Origin of the sequence: Methylobacterium iners (genome assembly GCF_022179305.1) — a bacterium.
Lineage (GTDB): Bacteria > Pseudomonadota > Alphaproteobacteria > Rhizobiales > Beijerinckiaceae > Methylobacterium > Methylobacterium iners.
This window is the reverse complement of record NZ_BPQP01000063.1, coordinates 1-14001: the sequence shown is the minus strand read 5'-3', so window position 1 is coordinate 14001 and position 14001 is coordinate 1. Positions and strand designations below refer to the sequence as shown.

General features: G+C 69.0%; 20 protein-coding genes. 6 read left to right on the top strand and 14 right to left on the bottom strand.

Annotated elements, in window-relative coordinates:
- Nucleotides 1-186: 186 nt before the first annotated feature.
- Nucleotides 187-429 carry a hypothetical protein gene (locus tag MFF55_RS18710; RefSeq protein WP_238245643.1) on the top strand — a complete coding sequence of 81 codons (243 nt, stop codon included), beginning with the start codon at nt 187-189 and terminating at the stop codon, nt 427-429.
- Between the two features lie 13 nt (nt 430-442).
- A complete protein-coding gene (locus tag MFF55_RS18705; RefSeq protein ID WP_238245623.1) occupies nt 443-865 on the top strand; it encodes a DUF4345 domain-containing protein in 423 nt (140 codons plus the stop codon).
- Nucleotides 866-1343: 478 nt separating this feature from the next.
- Here MFF55_RS18705 and gatB read toward each other — a convergent pair whose 3' ends face one another.
- Nucleotides 1344-2816, bottom strand: coding sequence for an Asp-tRNA(Asn)/Glu-tRNA(Gln) amidotransferase subunit GatB (gene gatB, locus MFF55_RS18700; protein ID WP_238245642.1), 1473 nt, complete (start codon nt 2814-2816; stop codon nt 1344-1346).
- An 83-nt stretch (nt 2817-2899) separates the two neighbouring features.
- Between gatB and MFF55_RS18695 the strand changes: the two genes are divergently transcribed.
- Nucleotides 2900-3523 carry a glutathione S-transferase family protein gene (locus tag MFF55_RS18695; RefSeq protein ID WP_238245622.1) on the top strand — a complete coding sequence of 208 codons (624 nt, stop codon included), beginning with the start codon at nt 2900-2902 and terminating at the stop codon, nt 3521-3523.
- Between the two features lie 24 nt (nt 3524-3547).
- Here the strand turns inward: MFF55_RS18695 and MFF55_RS18690 are convergent, their stop codons facing one another.
- From MFF55_RS18690 to MFF55_RS18675, 4 genes are all read right to left on the bottom strand, one after another.
- Nucleotides 3548-3853, bottom strand: coding sequence for a hypothetical protein (locus MFF55_RS18690; RefSeq protein WP_238245621.1), 306 nt, complete (start codon nt 3851-3853; stop codon nt 3548-3550).
- Nucleotides 3850-5331: an Asp-tRNA(Asn)/Glu-tRNA(Gln) amidotransferase subunit GatA gene (gatA, locus tag MFF55_RS18685; RefSeq protein ID WP_238245620.1), complete on the bottom strand. Its 1482-nt coding sequence runs from the start codon at nt 5329-5331 to the stop codon at nt 3850-3852. Before gatA ends, MFF55_RS18690 begins: the two co-directional genes overlap by 4 nt.
- Nucleotides 5332-5351: 20 nt before the next feature.
- Nucleotides 5352-5639 (bottom strand): Asp-tRNA(Asn)/Glu-tRNA(Gln) amidotransferase subunit GatC, encoded by a 288-nt coding sequence (gatC, locus tag MFF55_RS18680; protein ID WP_238245619.1) that lies wholly within the window; start codon nt 5637-5639, stop codon nt 5352-5354.
- 82 nt (nt 5640-5721) lie between these two features.
- On the bottom strand, nt 5722-5859 hold the full coding sequence (locus MFF55_RS18675) for a hypothetical protein (protein WP_238245618.1): 138 nt from the start codon (nt 5857-5859) through the stop codon (nt 5722-5724).
- A gap of 160 nt (nt 5860-6019) precedes the next feature.
- On the opposite strand from MFF55_RS18675, the gene ruvX reads away from it, so the two are divergent.
- Nucleotides 6020-6517 carry a Holliday junction resolvase RuvX gene (ruvX, locus tag MFF55_RS18670; RefSeq protein ID WP_238245617.1) on the top strand — a complete coding sequence of 166 codons (498 nt, stop codon included), beginning with the start codon at nt 6020-6022 and terminating at the stop codon, nt 6515-6517.
- Nucleotides 6518-6545: 28 nt separating this feature from the next.
- Here the strand turns inward: ruvX and MFF55_RS18665 are convergent, their stop codons facing one another.
- Nucleotides 6546-6797 carry a hypothetical protein gene (locus MFF55_RS18665; protein WP_238245616.1) on the bottom strand — a complete coding sequence of 84 codons (252 nt, stop codon included), beginning with the start codon at nt 6795-6797 and terminating at the stop codon, nt 6546-6548.
- Between the two features lie 32 nt (nt 6798-6829).
- Nucleotides 6830-7162: a hypothetical protein gene (locus tag MFF55_RS18660; protein ID WP_238245615.1), complete on the bottom strand. Its 333-nt coding sequence runs from the start codon at nt 7160-7162 to the stop codon at nt 6830-6832.
- A 451-nt stretch (nt 7163-7613) separates the two neighbouring features.
- Here MFF55_RS18660 and MFF55_RS18655 point away from each other — a divergent pair, with 451 nt between their 5' ends.
- Entirely contained in the window at nt 7614-7979 is a 366-nt protein-coding gene (locus MFF55_RS18655; RefSeq protein WP_238245614.1) for a c-type cytochrome, read from the top strand.
- Between the two features lie 209 nt (nt 7980-8188).
- Entirely contained in the window at nt 8189-9007 is an 819-nt protein-coding gene (locus tag MFF55_RS18650) for a carbonic anhydrase (protein ID WP_238245613.1), read from the top strand.
- Nucleotides 9008-9116: 109 nt separating this feature from the next.
- Here the strand turns inward: MFF55_RS18650 and dprA are convergent, their stop codons facing one another.
- From dprA to MFF55_RS18620, 7 genes are all read right to left on the bottom strand, one after another.
- Nucleotides 9117-10298: a DNA-processing protein DprA gene (gene dprA / locus MFF55_RS18645; protein WP_238245612.1), complete on the bottom strand. Its 1182-nt coding sequence runs from the start codon at nt 10296-10298 to the stop codon at nt 9117-9119.
- Between the two features lie 9 nt (nt 10299-10307).
- Nucleotides 10308-10931: a glycerol-3-phosphate 1-O-acyltransferase PlsY gene (gene plsY / locus MFF55_RS18640; protein WP_238245611.1), complete on the bottom strand. Its 624-nt coding sequence runs from the start codon at nt 10929-10931 to the stop codon at nt 10308-10310.
- Nucleotides 10928-12241, bottom strand: coding sequence for a dihydroorotase (locus MFF55_RS18635; RefSeq protein ID WP_373874835.1), 1314 nt, complete (start codon nt 12239-12241; stop codon nt 10928-10930). The genes plsY and MFF55_RS18635 overlap by 4 nt, the downstream gene beginning before the upstream one ends.
- Complete coding sequence (locus MFF55_RS18630) at nt 12238-12624, bottom strand: type II toxin-antitoxin system HicB family antitoxin (protein WP_238245610.1); 387 nt, start codon at nt 12622-12624, stop codon at nt 12238-12240. The genes MFF55_RS18635 and MFF55_RS18630 overlap by 4 nt, the downstream gene beginning before the upstream one ends.
- Entirely contained in the window at nt 12621-12839 is a 219-nt protein-coding gene (locus MFF55_RS27195) for a type II toxin-antitoxin system HicA family toxin (RefSeq protein ID WP_373874834.1), read from the bottom strand. The genes MFF55_RS18630 and MFF55_RS27195 overlap by 4 nt, the downstream gene beginning before the upstream one ends.
- Nucleotide 12840: 1 nt before the next feature.
- The gene (locus MFF55_RS18625) at nt 12841-13791 is read right to left on the bottom strand and encodes an aspartate carbamoyltransferase catalytic subunit (protein ID WP_238245609.1); all 951 of its coding nucleotides are present in this window, start codon (nt 13789-13791) and stop codon (nt 12841-12843) included.
- Between the two features lie 13 nt (nt 13792-13804).
- Nucleotides 13805-14001, bottom strand: a 197-nt coding sequence (locus MFF55_RS18620) for a hypothetical protein (RefSeq protein ID WP_238245608.1), incomplete at its 5' end; no start/stop codon positions are given.

Below are 14001 nucleotides of genomic sequence, written 5' to 3'. Positions count from 1 at the left end.
CGTAAAGTCCGGTGCGACGCGGCGGTTGCAGGTAGACCATTTCAGCGTGGCTGCAAGCCATTCTGCATATCGGTGGATCGCCGTTGCCACCGCCGTGAAGGTGCTTGCCTCCACCATGAGTTGTGAGTGTGATGCGGCGCCGACCGCGAAGGCGTGGCGGCTCCGATCAAGAGGGGGATCATGATCATGCTGCTTCGTCTCGTCTCGGCCGCGGCGCTCGCCCTGCCGCTGCTCATCGCCGGCCCTTCCCTGGCGCAGGAGCTCGCGGCGAAGGAGCCGAGCGTCGGCCAAACCGCCGCCCGCGAGCGGCAGAAGAAGTGCGGCGCGCAGTGGCGCGGCCTCTCGGCCACCGAGAAGACCGCCCAGGGACCGAAATGGCCGCAATATTTCAGCAAATGCGTGAAGCGCCTCAAGGAGCAGAAGGCCTGAGGCGCCGACCGGGATGATGCGCGAGCGCAAGGCGCTGCAGCGGGTCGTGGCGCTCGCCGCGCTCATCCCCGTCGCGTCCGGGCTCTACGGGGTCCTGTTCGGCATCAATGGCATCGGCCGCGCCGGCTTCTACAACATCTCGGCCGACAGCCACTTCCGCTACCTCTCGGGCCTCCTGATGGGCGTCGGCATCCTGTTCTGGAGCTGCGTGCCGGGAATCGAGGGCAAGTCCCGGCTCTTCCGATTCCTCACCCTCGTCGTGGTGCTGGGCGGCCTGTCGCGCCTGCTCGGTCTATACCTCACCGGGCTGCCCTCGCTGACGATGCTCACCGCTCTCTTCGTCGAGCTCGGCCTGACGCCGGCGCTCTGCCTTTGGCAGATGCGGGTCGCAGCCCGTGCCCGTGACGAAGCGGATCTCGGGCCGGTGGCTTCGTGAGCAGCGCCGACGAGCGCTGACGAGCCCGGACACGAAGGTTCAAAGCCGGCGAAGTTTCCGCACCGCACCAAATCGGCCGCAAGCGTCCGGAATGTCTCAGTTGCGCCGCATCAACAAATCGATGTGAGGTTTTACTTGTAATCTTGACGGCAATTGCCGCTTGACGCCCCTTGAAGACGGTCGCACTCTATCTGGGTGCTTCGCAAGACGAAGCATTGATGGGTCGGGTCGGCGCAGAGCGTGGCCCGACTGCCGTCGAAAGCTGAAGGAGACAGGAATGACTCCACCCCAGCGGAATGCTGCTGAGATCGCCTGAGGGACCGGTTCGGCCCGAGACGTAGCGGCACACCACACGAACAACCGGACGGAAGCGGCTCCAGGGGCGCAGAAGCGGCCGACACGGCACGACTTCGAACACGCACCAGCCCCAATTCAAGCCGCCTCCGTGCGGGTTCGCTGCCCGCGCGGAGCGCGGGCGTCACTCGATCCCGAGCTTCTCCTTCAGCAGCGCGTTCACCGCCGCCGGGTTGGCTTTGCCGCCGGTGGCTTTCAACGTTTGCCCGACGAACCAGCCGAGCAGGGTCGGCTTTTCCTTGGCCTGGGCGACCTTGTCCGGGTTGCCTGCGATGATCGCGTCCACCGCCGCCTCGATGGCGCCGGTATCGGTCACCTGCTTCATCCCGCGCGACGCGACGATGGCGCGTGGGTCGCCGCCCTCGCTCCAGACGATCTCGAACAGGTCCTTGGCGATCTTGCCGGAGATCACCTCCTCGCCGATGAGATCGACGATGGCGCCGAGCTGGTCGGCGGAGACCGGGCTCGTCTCGATGCCCAGGCCCTCCTTGTTGAGGCGGCCGAACAACTCGTTGATCACCCAGTTCGCCGCGGCCTTGCCGTCGCGGCCCTTAGCCACCGCCTCGAAGTAATCGGCGGATGCGCGCTCGGCGATGAGCACGCCGGCATCGTAAGCGCTGAGCCCATACTCGCTGATGAAGCGCGCCTTCTTGGCGTCTGGGAGTTCGGGAAGGCCAGCGGCCAGTGCATCGACATAGGCCTGGTCGAATTCGAGCGGCAGCAGGTCCGGGTCGGGGAAGTAGCGGTAGTCATGCGCCTCTTCCTTGGAGCGCATCGAGCGGGTCTCGCCCTTGGCGGGATCGAACAGGCGCGTCTCCTGGGAGATCGTGCCGCCATCCTCGATGATCGCGATCTGGCGGCGGGCCTCCGCCTCGATCGCCTGGCCGATGAAGCGGATCGAGTTGACGTTCTTGATCTCGCAGCGGGTGCCGAGCGGGTCGCCGGGCCTGCGCACTGAGACGTTGACGTCGGCGCGGAGCGAGCCCTTCTCCATGTCGCCGTCGCAGGTGCCGAGGTAGCGCAGGATCGTGCGCAGCTTCGTCACGTAGGCGCGCGCCTCCTCCGCCGAGCGCAGGTCGGGCCGCGAGACGATCTCCATCAGCGCGACGCCGGAGCGGTTGAGGTCGACGAAGCTCTGGGTCGGGTTCTGGTCGTGCAGGGACTTGCCGGCGTCCTGCTCGAGGTGCAGGCGCTCGATGCCGACGGTGATCGACTCGCCGTCGGGCAGGTCGACGATGACCTCGCCCTCGCCGACGATCGGGTCCTTGTACTGGCTGATCTGATAGCCCTGCGGCAGGTCCGGGTAGAAGTAGTTCTTCCGGTCGAACACCGAGCGGCGGTTGATCTGCGCCTTGAGGCCGAGGCCGGTGCGTACGGCCTGGGCCACGCATTCCTCGTTGATCACCGGCAGCATGCCGGGCATCGCCGCATCGACCAGCGAGACGTGGTCGTTCGGCTCGGCCCCGAACTCCGTGGAGGCGCCGGAAAAGAGCTTCGAGCGGCTCGTGACCTGGGCGTGGATCTCCATGCCGATCACGACCTCCCAATCGTGGAGGCCGCCCTTAATGAGCTTCTTGGGGTTCACGGGCGCGTTCATCTGATAGGCTTGCATCCTCGGATCTCACCCATTCTCTAGGGACCGGGCTTGAGCCCGGTCAACCCGCCGCGCGAAGGACGACCATGCTCCGCATTCTCGGCCGCGTCTCCTCGATCAATGTCCGCAAGGTCCTCTGGACCTGCGACGAGATCGGCCTCGCCTATGAGCGCGAGGATTGGGGGACGGGTTTCGCCTCCACCGACACGCCCGAGTTCCGCGCCCTCAACCCGAACGGCCTCGTGCCGGTGATCGAGGACGAAGCGGGCGTGCTGTGGGAATCCAACACCATCTGCCGCTACCTGGCCGCCAAGGCTGGGCGAACCGACCTGCTCCCCGCCGATCCGCGCGGACGCGCGAGCGTCGAGCAATGGATGGACTGGCAGGCGACCGAGCTGAACAACGCCTCGCGGCCTCCCTTCCTCGGGCTGGTGCGCCGCGACCCGGCGTTCCAGGACCCGCACGATCTCGCCGTCGGCGCCCGCCGCTGGACTGCGACCCTGGATGTGCTGGAGCGCCAGATCGCCGCTACCGGCGCCTATGCCCTCGGTCCCGCCTTCACCCTAGCCGATGTCGTGCTCGGGCTGTCCGTGCACCGTTGGCTGATGACGCCGATCGAACGGCCGGAGGCCCCTGCCCTCTCGGCCTATCACGCGCGTCTGCGCGAGCGCGCGGCCTTTCAGGCCTGGGGCGGCGACGCGCTGCCCTGAGCCTCCCGCGCGGCCCTGCTGCGCTCAGCCGCTGCCGCGCGGCCGCAGCGCGAGACGGGCGAGGAAGGCGAGGAGCGACCACAGGAAGGCCGCGCCGGTGCGCACGGGAAAGAAGGTCGGCAGGTCGCGTCCGATCGGGGCGATCCAGGGAATGCCGAGCGTGGTCAGGCCCCAGCTCACCAGCACCGAGGCGACGAAGGCCATGAGCGCGACGAGGATCAGCTTCACGAGCTGATCGGACTTCCAGCCCAGGATCAGCGCGACGGCGACGAGGACGGGGTCGAGGGCGGCCCAGATCCAGACGTCGAAGGGGTAGACGGGGACGGTCACGCCCACCACGCGGTGGGCAGCGTCATGCGCCCGGCCGCATCCTCGATCGCCTGTGCCGCGGCAAACAGTGTCTCCTCGTCGAAGGGCCGGCCGATGAGCTGGAGGCCGAGGGGCAGCCCCTGCGCGTCGAGCCCGGCCGGCACCGCGATGCCGGGGAGCCCGGCCATGTTCACGGTGACCGTGAAGACGTCGTTGAGGTACATCTCGACGGGGTCGGCGTTCGCCTTCTCGCCGATGCCGAAGGCGGCGGACGGGGTCGCGGGGGTCAGGATCGCGTCGATCCCGTCGGCGTAGACCGTCTCGAAGTCGCGCTTGATCAAGGTACGGATCTTCTGGGCGCGGACGTAATAGGCGTCGTAGTAGCCCGCCGAGAGCACGTAGGTGCCGATCATGATGCGCCGCTTGACCTCGCGGCCGAAGCCGGCGGCGCGGGTCTGCTCGTACATGTCGGCGATGTCCTTACCCGGCACGCGCAGGCCGTAGCGGACGCCGTCGTAGCGGGCGAGGTTCGAGGAGGCCTCGGCCGGAGCCACGATGTAATAGGCCGGCAGCGCGAGCTTGGTGTGGGGCAGCGAGATCTCGCGGATGGTCGCGCCGGCGGCCTTCAGCCATTCGGCGCCCTGCTCCCAGAGCCGCTGGATCTCCGCCGGCATCCCGTCGACGCGGTACTCGCGCGGAATGCCGATGGTCAGGCCCTTCACGCCCCGCGACAGGGCCGCCTCGAAATCGGGAACGGGCAAGTCGGCGCAGGTGGTGTCGCGCGGGTCGGGACCCGCCATCGAGCGCAGGAGGATGGCGCAGTCGCGCACCGTGCGGGCGATCGGCCCCGCCTGGTCGAGGGAGGAGGCGAAGGCCACCGTCCCCCAGCGCGAGCAGCGTCCATAGGTCGGCTTGATCCCGACCGTGCCGGTGAAGGCCGCGGGCTGGCGGATGGAGCCGCCGGTGTCGGTCGCGGTGGCCCCGAGGCAGAGGCGGGCGGCGACGGCCGCCGCCGATCCTCCGGAGGAGCCGCCCGGGACGAGCGGCGCGTCCGAGCCCCCCCGGCGCCAGGGCGAGACCACGTTGCCGAAGGCGCTCGTCTCGTTGGACGAGCCCATCGCGAACTCGTCGAGATTGAGCTTGCCCAGCATCACCGCGCCGTCGCGCCAGAGATTGTGGCTCACCGCCGATTCGTAATGGGGCTGGAAGCCTTCGAGGATCTTGGAGCCGGCGGTCGTCGGAACGCCGTAGGTGCAGAAGAGGTCCTTGATGCCGAGCGGCAGGCCCTCGAGCGGCCGCGCCTCGCCGGCCGCGAGCTTCGCATCGGCGACCGCGGCCATGTCGAGGGCGCGCTCGGGCGTCTCGAGCAGGAACGCGTTGAGGCCGCGCGCCGCCGCGATCGCGTCGAGATGGGCCTGCGCCAGCTCGCGGGCGGAGAAATCCTTGGCGACGAGGCCGTCGCGGGCTTCCGCCAGGGTGAGTTCGTTCAGTGCCGTCACCGATCCATCCTCGCCCGCGCCTATTCGACGACCTTGGGAACCAGGAAATAATGGTCCTCGGTCGCGGGGGCGTTGAAGACCACGTCGTCCGCGCGGCCGCCCTCGGTCACGACGTCGGCGCGCTTCTTCATCGCCATCGGCGTCACCGATGTCATCGCCTCGACGCCCTCGACGTCCACGGAGCCCAGCTGCTCGACGAAGGCGAGGATAGCGTTGAGCTCGCCCTGGAGCGGCGCGATCTCGTCCTCGCTCACCGCGATGCGCGCCAGATGCGCGATGCGCCTGACCGTGTTCACGTCGACCGACATGGCTGCCTTGGGAATTCCGATCGGGCCGGGGATAGAGCGGGGCTATAGCACCGGGTTTCGCGCAGCCGCAACGCCGCCCCGTTCAGACGATGACGTGGCCGGGCTGAACGGGGATCTCGACCGTGACGCCCGGCCGGTGAGGGTGAAGCAGCGCCTGCGCGAGGCCCGCCACCACGATCTCGAAGGCGGCCAACAGCATGAGCTTGTGCCGCAGGGGCATCGGGCGTCGCGCCGGTGGCGAAACGGGCTGGGCTGTCACCGGCGGCTCCGGAACGGTTAACGATCGGTAAACGCCGTTATGGCGCAACCGTGCCGGAACGGGCTAGGGCAATGTCCGGGCGTGGTTAATCGTTGGGCGGGATGAAGCGTCGGGAATTGTCGTGACGGAGGACGAGATCCGCGCCTTCGCCGAGGCGTCGCGGGATGGCCTGCGGCTGATCGGGATCGACCTCGGCACCAGGACGATCGGGCTTGCGCTGTCCGATGTCGGCCGGCAGATCGCCTCGCCGCTCGAGACGATCCGGCGGGTGAAGTTCACCCCCGACGTCGCGCGGCTCCGCGCGCTCTGCGAGGCGCATGAGGTCGGCGGGCTGGTGATGGGATTGCCGCTCAACATGGATGGGAGCGAGGGGCCGCGGACACAATCGACGCGGGCCTTCGTGCGCAATCTGAGGCCGCTCCTGCCCCTGCCGGTTCTGTTCTGGGACGAGCGTCTTTCGACGGCCGCCGTGACCCGGGCGCTGATTGCGGCCGACGCGTCGCGGGCGCGGCGCGGCGAGGTCGTGGACAAGCTCGCCGCCGCCTACATCCTCCAGGGCTGCCTCGACGCGATGCGGGGCGTGCTCGGTGACGAGGAGGACGAGGCCGGGGCGACCTGAGGATCGTCCCGGTCCCCAGGACTCGCTTCTACTGCATCGCCTTCATCGCCGCCTCGCTCGACGAGGCCTTGGGGTTGGCCTTGCAATAGGCGCGCATCTTCGCGTCGATGGCGGCCGCCTGCTTGTCGGCCTGCAACGCAGCCTTGTCGGCCGCGCTCATCGCCGCTGCCATCTGCGCATCGGCCGTGAGGTAATCGGCGCAACTCATATCGCCGGCCTGGGCCAGGGCTTGCGCCGGGATGAGGAACGCGAGCGAGAGGGCGAGGACGCTGCGGCGCATCTTAGATCCTTTTGTCGTTATGGCGGGCACGATCACCGGGTATAGGTGAAGGTGCTGATCTGGCAGACGTTGATGTTGTTGCGCACGAGCGACTTGCCGTTGTCGAACACCGCCTTGAAGTCGAACCGGCACTTGCCGGTGCCGTCGTCGATGTTGATGTCGAAGGTCTCGCCGTCGGCGATGACGTCGCGGCCGAGGATGTCCTCCTCCCAATTATCGGAGCCGGTGTTCGAGGCGTAGAACTCGCTGATGACCATGCCGGTGTTGTTGACGATGTCGACGCGCCGGTTCGCGGCCGAGGCGCCGGCGAGCGACGCAACGCAGAGAGCGGCCGCGCCGAGCGCGACCAACGAGACCTTGAGCATGTGGGAGGATGTCCTGTTGCCCGAAGCATCGGACATTCCGACGACTTGAAAACGAGCTCCGATCTCATCGATCCAGACCTGATTTAAAGTCAAGCTTGCTGATCACGTATTCGTGTGCAGAAGCACCCTCAGGCCCTGGAAGGCATTCACGCCAAAGTTGCCGAACCTTGTTCATGCACGGGCTCCTGTACATGCCAGTGATGCAGGTTCGGATGGACGCTTTGGAACGATGCCGGAGCTCATCGAGAGCGGACAATATCGCCCGTCGGGTGGTCTTGCGTCACCGTCGATCGTGCCTTCGTAAAGCCGCTCGCACGTTCGAGATCGATTTTTAATCCTCACCGACGTGACGACAAGTTGTCACACCCGCGGCGTCGCCTCTGTGCGTCTCCCAGCCGAGGCACAGGTACGTTCGAACGAGACAAATTCGACGCATCACAGGAGGAGACGCATGCGCCTTACGATCCTCAATGCCGTGGTCCTGATTGCGCTTCCCATCGCCGTCCAGGCCCAGGACGCCGGCGATCCCGCCGCGGGAGAGAAGGCGTTCGCGCCGTGCAAGGCCTGCCACCAGATCGGTAAGAACGGCGTCGGTCCCAATCTCGTGGGCGTGGTCGGCCGAAATGCGGCGAGCTACGAGGGCTACACCTACTCGGCGGCGCTCAAGGGCGCCGACATCACCTGGGACGAGAAGAACCTGCACGAGTGGTTGAAGAACCCGAAGGCGAAGGTCGCGGGCACGAAGATGATCTTCGCGGGCTACCCCGACGATAAGAAGATCGACGACGTCATCGCCTACCTGAAGACGCTGAAATAGGGTGAGCTGGTAGCGCGCGGCGCTCCGCTCCAAGACGCCGGCGCCGAGAAACTGCGAGTCCGGTCGGCGGTCATCCCGTCCGTCGCGGGGCTCTGCCAGGAAGCGGCAAGGGGACCGGCAAGTCGTAGGACGATCCAGTTCTCGGCCGTAGCGACTGTTCCGGGACCGGCGTCAGACAATCTTGGATCAAGAGAGGAAGCATCGAGGTCATGCTAGTTCGGACGCTGCTGATTGCCGCCTTGTTCCTCGAGAGCGGGCTTTCCCTCGCTCAGGAGCATGCGCCGCATTCGACGACGGAGGCGCCGCAGGAGCAGGAGCGGCCTGTTCCGGAGGCGGGGGGATGCACCCACCTCGAATGGGGCTACCTTGGTCCGAGCGGGCCGGAGCATTGGGCCGAGTTGAGCCGGGCCTACAGGATCTGCGCGAGCGGCGAGCAGGAGAGTCCCATCGACCTGAAGGATGCGGTGCCCGCCCGCCTCGGCAAGCTGACGGTGGATTGGAGGCCGATCCCGCTCAGGGCCCTCAACAATGGTCATACGGTCCAGGTCGATGCGCCCGCCGGAAGCGCCCTCACCATGGCCGGCAAGCGATACGAGCTGCAGCAGTTCCACTTCCATCATCCGAGCGAGCATCTTCTGAACGGCCGGCGCTTTCCGCTCGAAGTTCATTTCGTTCATCGCGCGGCCGACGGCACCCTCGGCGTTCTCGGCGTCATGGTGGAACTCGGCCAAACCAATCCGGTGCTGCAGGCGGTGCTCGACGCGACGCCGAGGGAGAAGGGGGCGACGCGGGCGCGGGACGGCGATCAGATCGACCCGCGGGGACTTCTTCCCGGGGGATTGTCCGAGTTCTTTCGGTACGAAGGCTCGCTCACGACGCCGCCTTGCACGGAGAACGTCGATTGGGTGCTCCTGCGCCAGCCCATCCAAGCCTCGCCCAAGCAGATCGAGGATTTCGAGGGATTTTACGCGGCGAACGCTCGGCCGATCCAGGCGCTGAACAGACGATTCCTTCTGGAAAGCCAGTAGCGGGGATCGGCTGAGGCGCACTGGCATTCACGCCGAGCCTCCGGCCGGCGGTGCGCTCGCCAGGTCAACGACGCAGATCGGCCCGGGGCAGGCGCGGTTCACCGGTCCCTTACGTGGTCAGCGAGACCGCGCCGCTGCCGTGGCGCTCGATGCGTCCGTCGAGCTCCAGTTCGAGCAGCGCCGTCTGCACGACGCGCACGCTGAGGCCCGCGATCCGGGCGAGCTCGTCCGTCCCGATCGGCGTGGGGCTCAGATAGCCGACGAGGCGGGCGCGCTCGTCGGCGGGCTCCGGTTCCTCGGCGTCGGCACGGGTCGGTGCGGGCGCGGTCGTCCCGCCCCCGTCGATGTCGAGCTCGTCCCAGAACAGGGCGGCATCGGCAAGGTCCGGCCGGTCGAGGGCAAGCCGCCCGCCCTGTCCGAAGGCGCCCCGCTCGATCAGCGGCGCGATGGCGTCCGTGACGTGCTCGGGGTCGGCGACGAGGGTCGCGCCCTGGCGGATGAGGTCGTTGGTTCCCTCCGCCCGCGGGTCGAGGGGCGAGCCCGGCACGGCGAAGACCTCACGGCCCTGCTCCAGCGCGAAGCGGGCGGTGATGAGCGAGCCGGAGCGCCGCGCCGCCTCGACCACGACCGTCCCGTAGGACAGGCCCGAGATGATGCGGTTCCGGCGCGGGAAGTCGCGTCCGCGCGGTTCCCAGCCCATCGGCATCTCCGCGACGACGGCACCGCCGGCCTCCAGGATCGCCTCGACGAGGCCTTCATGGTTCGCCGGGTAGAGGCGGTCCTGGCCGCCGGCCAGCACCGCAACGGTGCCGCTCACGAGGCTTGCGCGATGGGCGCGGGCGTCGATGCCGCGGGCGAGCCCTGAGACGACGACGAGACCCGCCTCGCCCAGGCCCCGCGCCAGGCGCTCGGTGAAGGCGAGGCCGGCGGCCGAGGCGTTGCGCGAGCCGACGACGGCGACCGCCGGCTGGTTCAGGGCTGCGGCCGCGCCCCGCACGGCGAGGAGCGGCGGCGCCGAATCCGCGGCGCGAAGGAGCCTGGGATATTCCGGCTCGCCCATCGCCACGAGGCGCACCCCGAGGCGCGAGGCCGCCTCGATCTCGGCCTGAGCCTGTGCGCGCGTCGGGGGAACGACCCGGCGGCCCTGCCGTCCGGCCAGGTCCGGCAGCGCCTCGAGGGCGGCGCCCGCCCCGCCGAAGCGGTTGATCAGCGTGCGGAAGGTGCGAGGGCCCACGCCCTCGGTGCGGATCAGGCGAAGCCAGTCGAGGCGCTGGGCGTCGTCTAGCTGCATCGCGCTCCGTCAGCCCTTCTGCCCGATCCGACCCTCCGTTCCGTCGAGGAGCCGACGGATGTTGGGCGCGTGCTTCCACCATAGCAGCGCCGCGAGCATCAGGAACAGGAGCGCAACCCTCGGATGTCCCGACGCCCACAGGACGATGGGGGTCGCGGCCGAGGCGGCGAGCGCCGCGAGCGAGGAGTATTTCAGGGTGAAGGCGAGGCCGAGCCAGATCGCGGCGAAGACGAGGAGGGCGAGCGGGCTCAAGCCCAGCAGGATGCCGATGAAGGTCGCGACCCCCTTGCCGCCCTTGAAGCCGAGCCAGACCGGGAAGAGGTGCCCCAGGAAGGCACCGAGGCCCGCCGCGAGGGCAAGCTCTTGGCCCGATTGCCCCTCGCCGAACCGTGCCGCGAGCAGCACCGCCACGGTCCCCTTCAGCGCGTCACCGAGCAGCGTCGCGGCGGCGAGGCCCTTGCGGCCGGTGCGCAGCACGTTCGTGGCGCCGATATTGCCCGAGCCGATGGCGCGCACGTCGCCGAGCCCGGCATATCTCGTCAGGATCAGCCCGAACGGGATCGAGCCCAGGGCGTAGCCGCCGATCAGGCTTGCAAGGAGGAGCGGCCAGCCGGCCTCGACCAGCCCGTTCACGCGGCCTCCTCCGCTGCGCCGGGCGCGCGGAAGACGACACGGCCACCGACGACGGTCATGAGCGCCCCGCCCTGCAGGCGCGCCTCGTCGAAGGGCGAGTTCTTCGAGCGCGACTTCAGCTGCCGCTTGTCGAGCACGTAGGGCAGGTCCGGGTCGATCAGCACGAGATCGGCCGGCGCGCCGACGGCGAGGCGCCCGGCCGGGCGGCCGAGGATGTCGGCCGGCCGCGCCGAGAGTGCGGCGAGGAGGCGCGGCAGGGCGATGTCGCTGGTATGGACGAGGCGAAGGCTCGCGCCGAGCAGGGTCTCGATCCCGAGCGCGCCGTTCGCGGCCTCCGCGAAGGGCAGGCGCTTCGTCTCGACGTCCTGCGGGTTGTGGTCCGAGACGACGACGTCGACGACGCCCTCGTCGAGGGCCGCCACCAGGGCCAGTCGATCGTGCTCGTGGCGCAGCGGCGGCGAGAGCCGGCAGAAGGTCCGGTAATGGCCGATATCGCCCTCGTTGAGGACGAGGTTGTTGACGGATGCGCCGCAGGTGACGGGCAGGCCGTCGTGCTTGGCCCGCCGCACGATCTCGACCGAGTCGGCGGTCGAGATCATCGCGGCGTGGTAGCGGGCGCCTGTCAGACGGACGAGGCGGATGTCGCGCTCCAGCATCACGGTCTCGGCCTCCCGCGGGATGCCGAGCAGGCCGAGGCGCGAGGCCATCTCGCCCTCGTTCATGACGCCGTCGCCGACGAGGTCGGGCTCTTCGACATGCTGCATCAGGAGCACGCCGAAGTCGCGGGCGTAAGTCAGCGCGCGGCGCATGACCTGGGCGTTCGTCACCGCCTTCAAGCCGTCGGTGAAGGCGACGGCCCCGGCCTCCTGCAGCAGGCCGAACTCGGTCATCTCGCGCCCTGCGAGGCCTTTCGTAATGGCGGCGGCCGGCAGGACGTTGACGCAGGCCGTGTCGCGGGCGCGGCGCAGCACGAAGTCGACGATGGCCGGCCCGTCGATGACGGGGTTGGTGTCGGGCATGCAGACCAGCGTCGTGACGCCGCCCGCCGCCGCCGCCGCGCTGGCGCTCGCCAGGGTCTCGCGGTGCTCGGCGCCGGGTTCGCCGACAAAGGCGCGCAGGTCGATCAGGCCGGGGGCCAGGACGTGGCCGGCGCAATCGATGGCTTCGCAGCCCGCCGGCGCGCCGGGCGCGGCGCCCCAGGCGATGTCGGCGATGCCGCCGTCGCGGATCAGGATGTGGCCGGGGCCTTCCCTACCAGTGGCCGGGTCGCAGAGGCGGGCGTTGGTGAGGAGTGTGGAACGCACGCTCATCCCGCGATCTGGTTCAGGACGAGCTCACGAAGGAGTCCGCGCCGCGACAGGCCGCGCCGCTCGGCAGCCTCATCGACCGCGCGCAGCTGACCGTCGTCGAGGCCAAGCTCGTCGACCGGTGGCCTGATCACGATGGCGACATGGCCCGTGGCGAGCGCTTCGGCGAAGTCGGCGTCGTTGCGGAGCGCCTCGATCGTCCGCGGAGGCGAGACCGTCTCGCCATCCCCCCGCGCGATCGCGAGCCACTGCGCAAGGGCTTCTCCGGCCTGAGTCACGGTCTCGTCAGCGGTCTCGGCCGCGGCGATGCAGCCGGGCAGGTCGGGAAACCAGAGGCCCCACAAGGTGTCGGGCTCCTTCTCGAGAATACCGATATAGGCTGTCATGGCGTCTCGCTCCCATCGAGCCAACCAGCATTGCGCGCGATGGCGCGAGCGGTCCCAGGTGCCAGATTTCCGCAGCCTCGCGGAACCGCGACGTTCGGCCGTCCCGGGCGGACATAGATGTCGTGTGGACCCCTCGACGGACGGATGCGCCAGCCCTCGCGCTCCAGGCGCTTGCGGATCGCCTGGATGTCAAGGTCGAAGTCGCGTGGCGGCATGTCAAGCGTTCGGCAGATGCATCGCCAGCGCCTCCAGCACCGCCATGCGCACGGCGACCCCCATCTCCACCTGCTCGCGGATCAGCGATTGCGCTCCGTCGGCGATGTCGGAGGCGATCTCGACGCCGCGGTTCATCGGGCCCGGATGCATCACCAGCGCGTCGGGAGCGGCGAGCGCCAGCTTCTCCGCGTCGAGGCCGAAGTAGCGGAAGTACTCCTTCACGCTCGGCACGAAGGAGCCGTTCATGCGCTCGCGCTGGAGGCGCAGCATCATGACGATGTCGCAGCCCTCGAGCCCCTTGCGCATGTCGGTGAAGACCTCGACGCCGAAGCGATCGATGCCGGTCGGCAGGAGCGTCGAGGGGCCGATCACCCGCACCCGGGCGCCCAGCGCCTGCAGCAGGATGATGTTGGAACGGGCCACGCGCGAGTGCAGGACGTCGCCGCAGATCGCGACCCTCAGGCCCTCGATCCGGCCCTTGTTGCGGCGGATGGTGAGCGCGTCGAGCAGCGCCTGGGTCGGGTGCTCGTGGGCGCCGTCGCCGGCATTGACGACCGCGCAATCCACCTTGCGGGCCAGCAGATGCACGGCGCCGGCCGCATGGTGGCGCACCACGATGATGTCGGGGCGCATGGCGTTGAGCGTCGCCGCCGTGTCGATTAGGGTTTCGCCCTTCTTCACCGAGGAGGAGGCCACCGACATGTTCATGACGTCGGCGCCCAGCCGCTTGCCGGCGAGCTCGAAGGAGCTCTGGGTCCGGGTTGAGGGCTCGAAGAACAGGTTGATCTGGGTGCGCCCGCGCAAGGTGGTGCGCTTCTTCTCCACCTGCCGCGAGAGCGCGACCGCCGCGTCGGCCCGCTGCAGCAGCCCCTCGATCTCGGGGCGCGACAGCCCCTCGATGCCGAGGAGGTGGCGGTGGGGAAAACCGGGTGGGGCGGCGTCGGCACTCATGCGGGCATCAGCGCTACAGGGCGGGTGCCGCGCTCGCAAGGCCGCGGAGTCCCGCCGATCGAGCGCCGTCGCGGCGCTGCGTGGCAGCGGGTGTGAGCGTCGCACGCGTCATCGGCTCCGCGCGCTGCGAGCGCCGGAGGCATGGCTGGCGAGGGGTGACGCGGGACGCCGCGGAACCACCTGAGTTGTAGTACATGCCGGTCCCCCGGC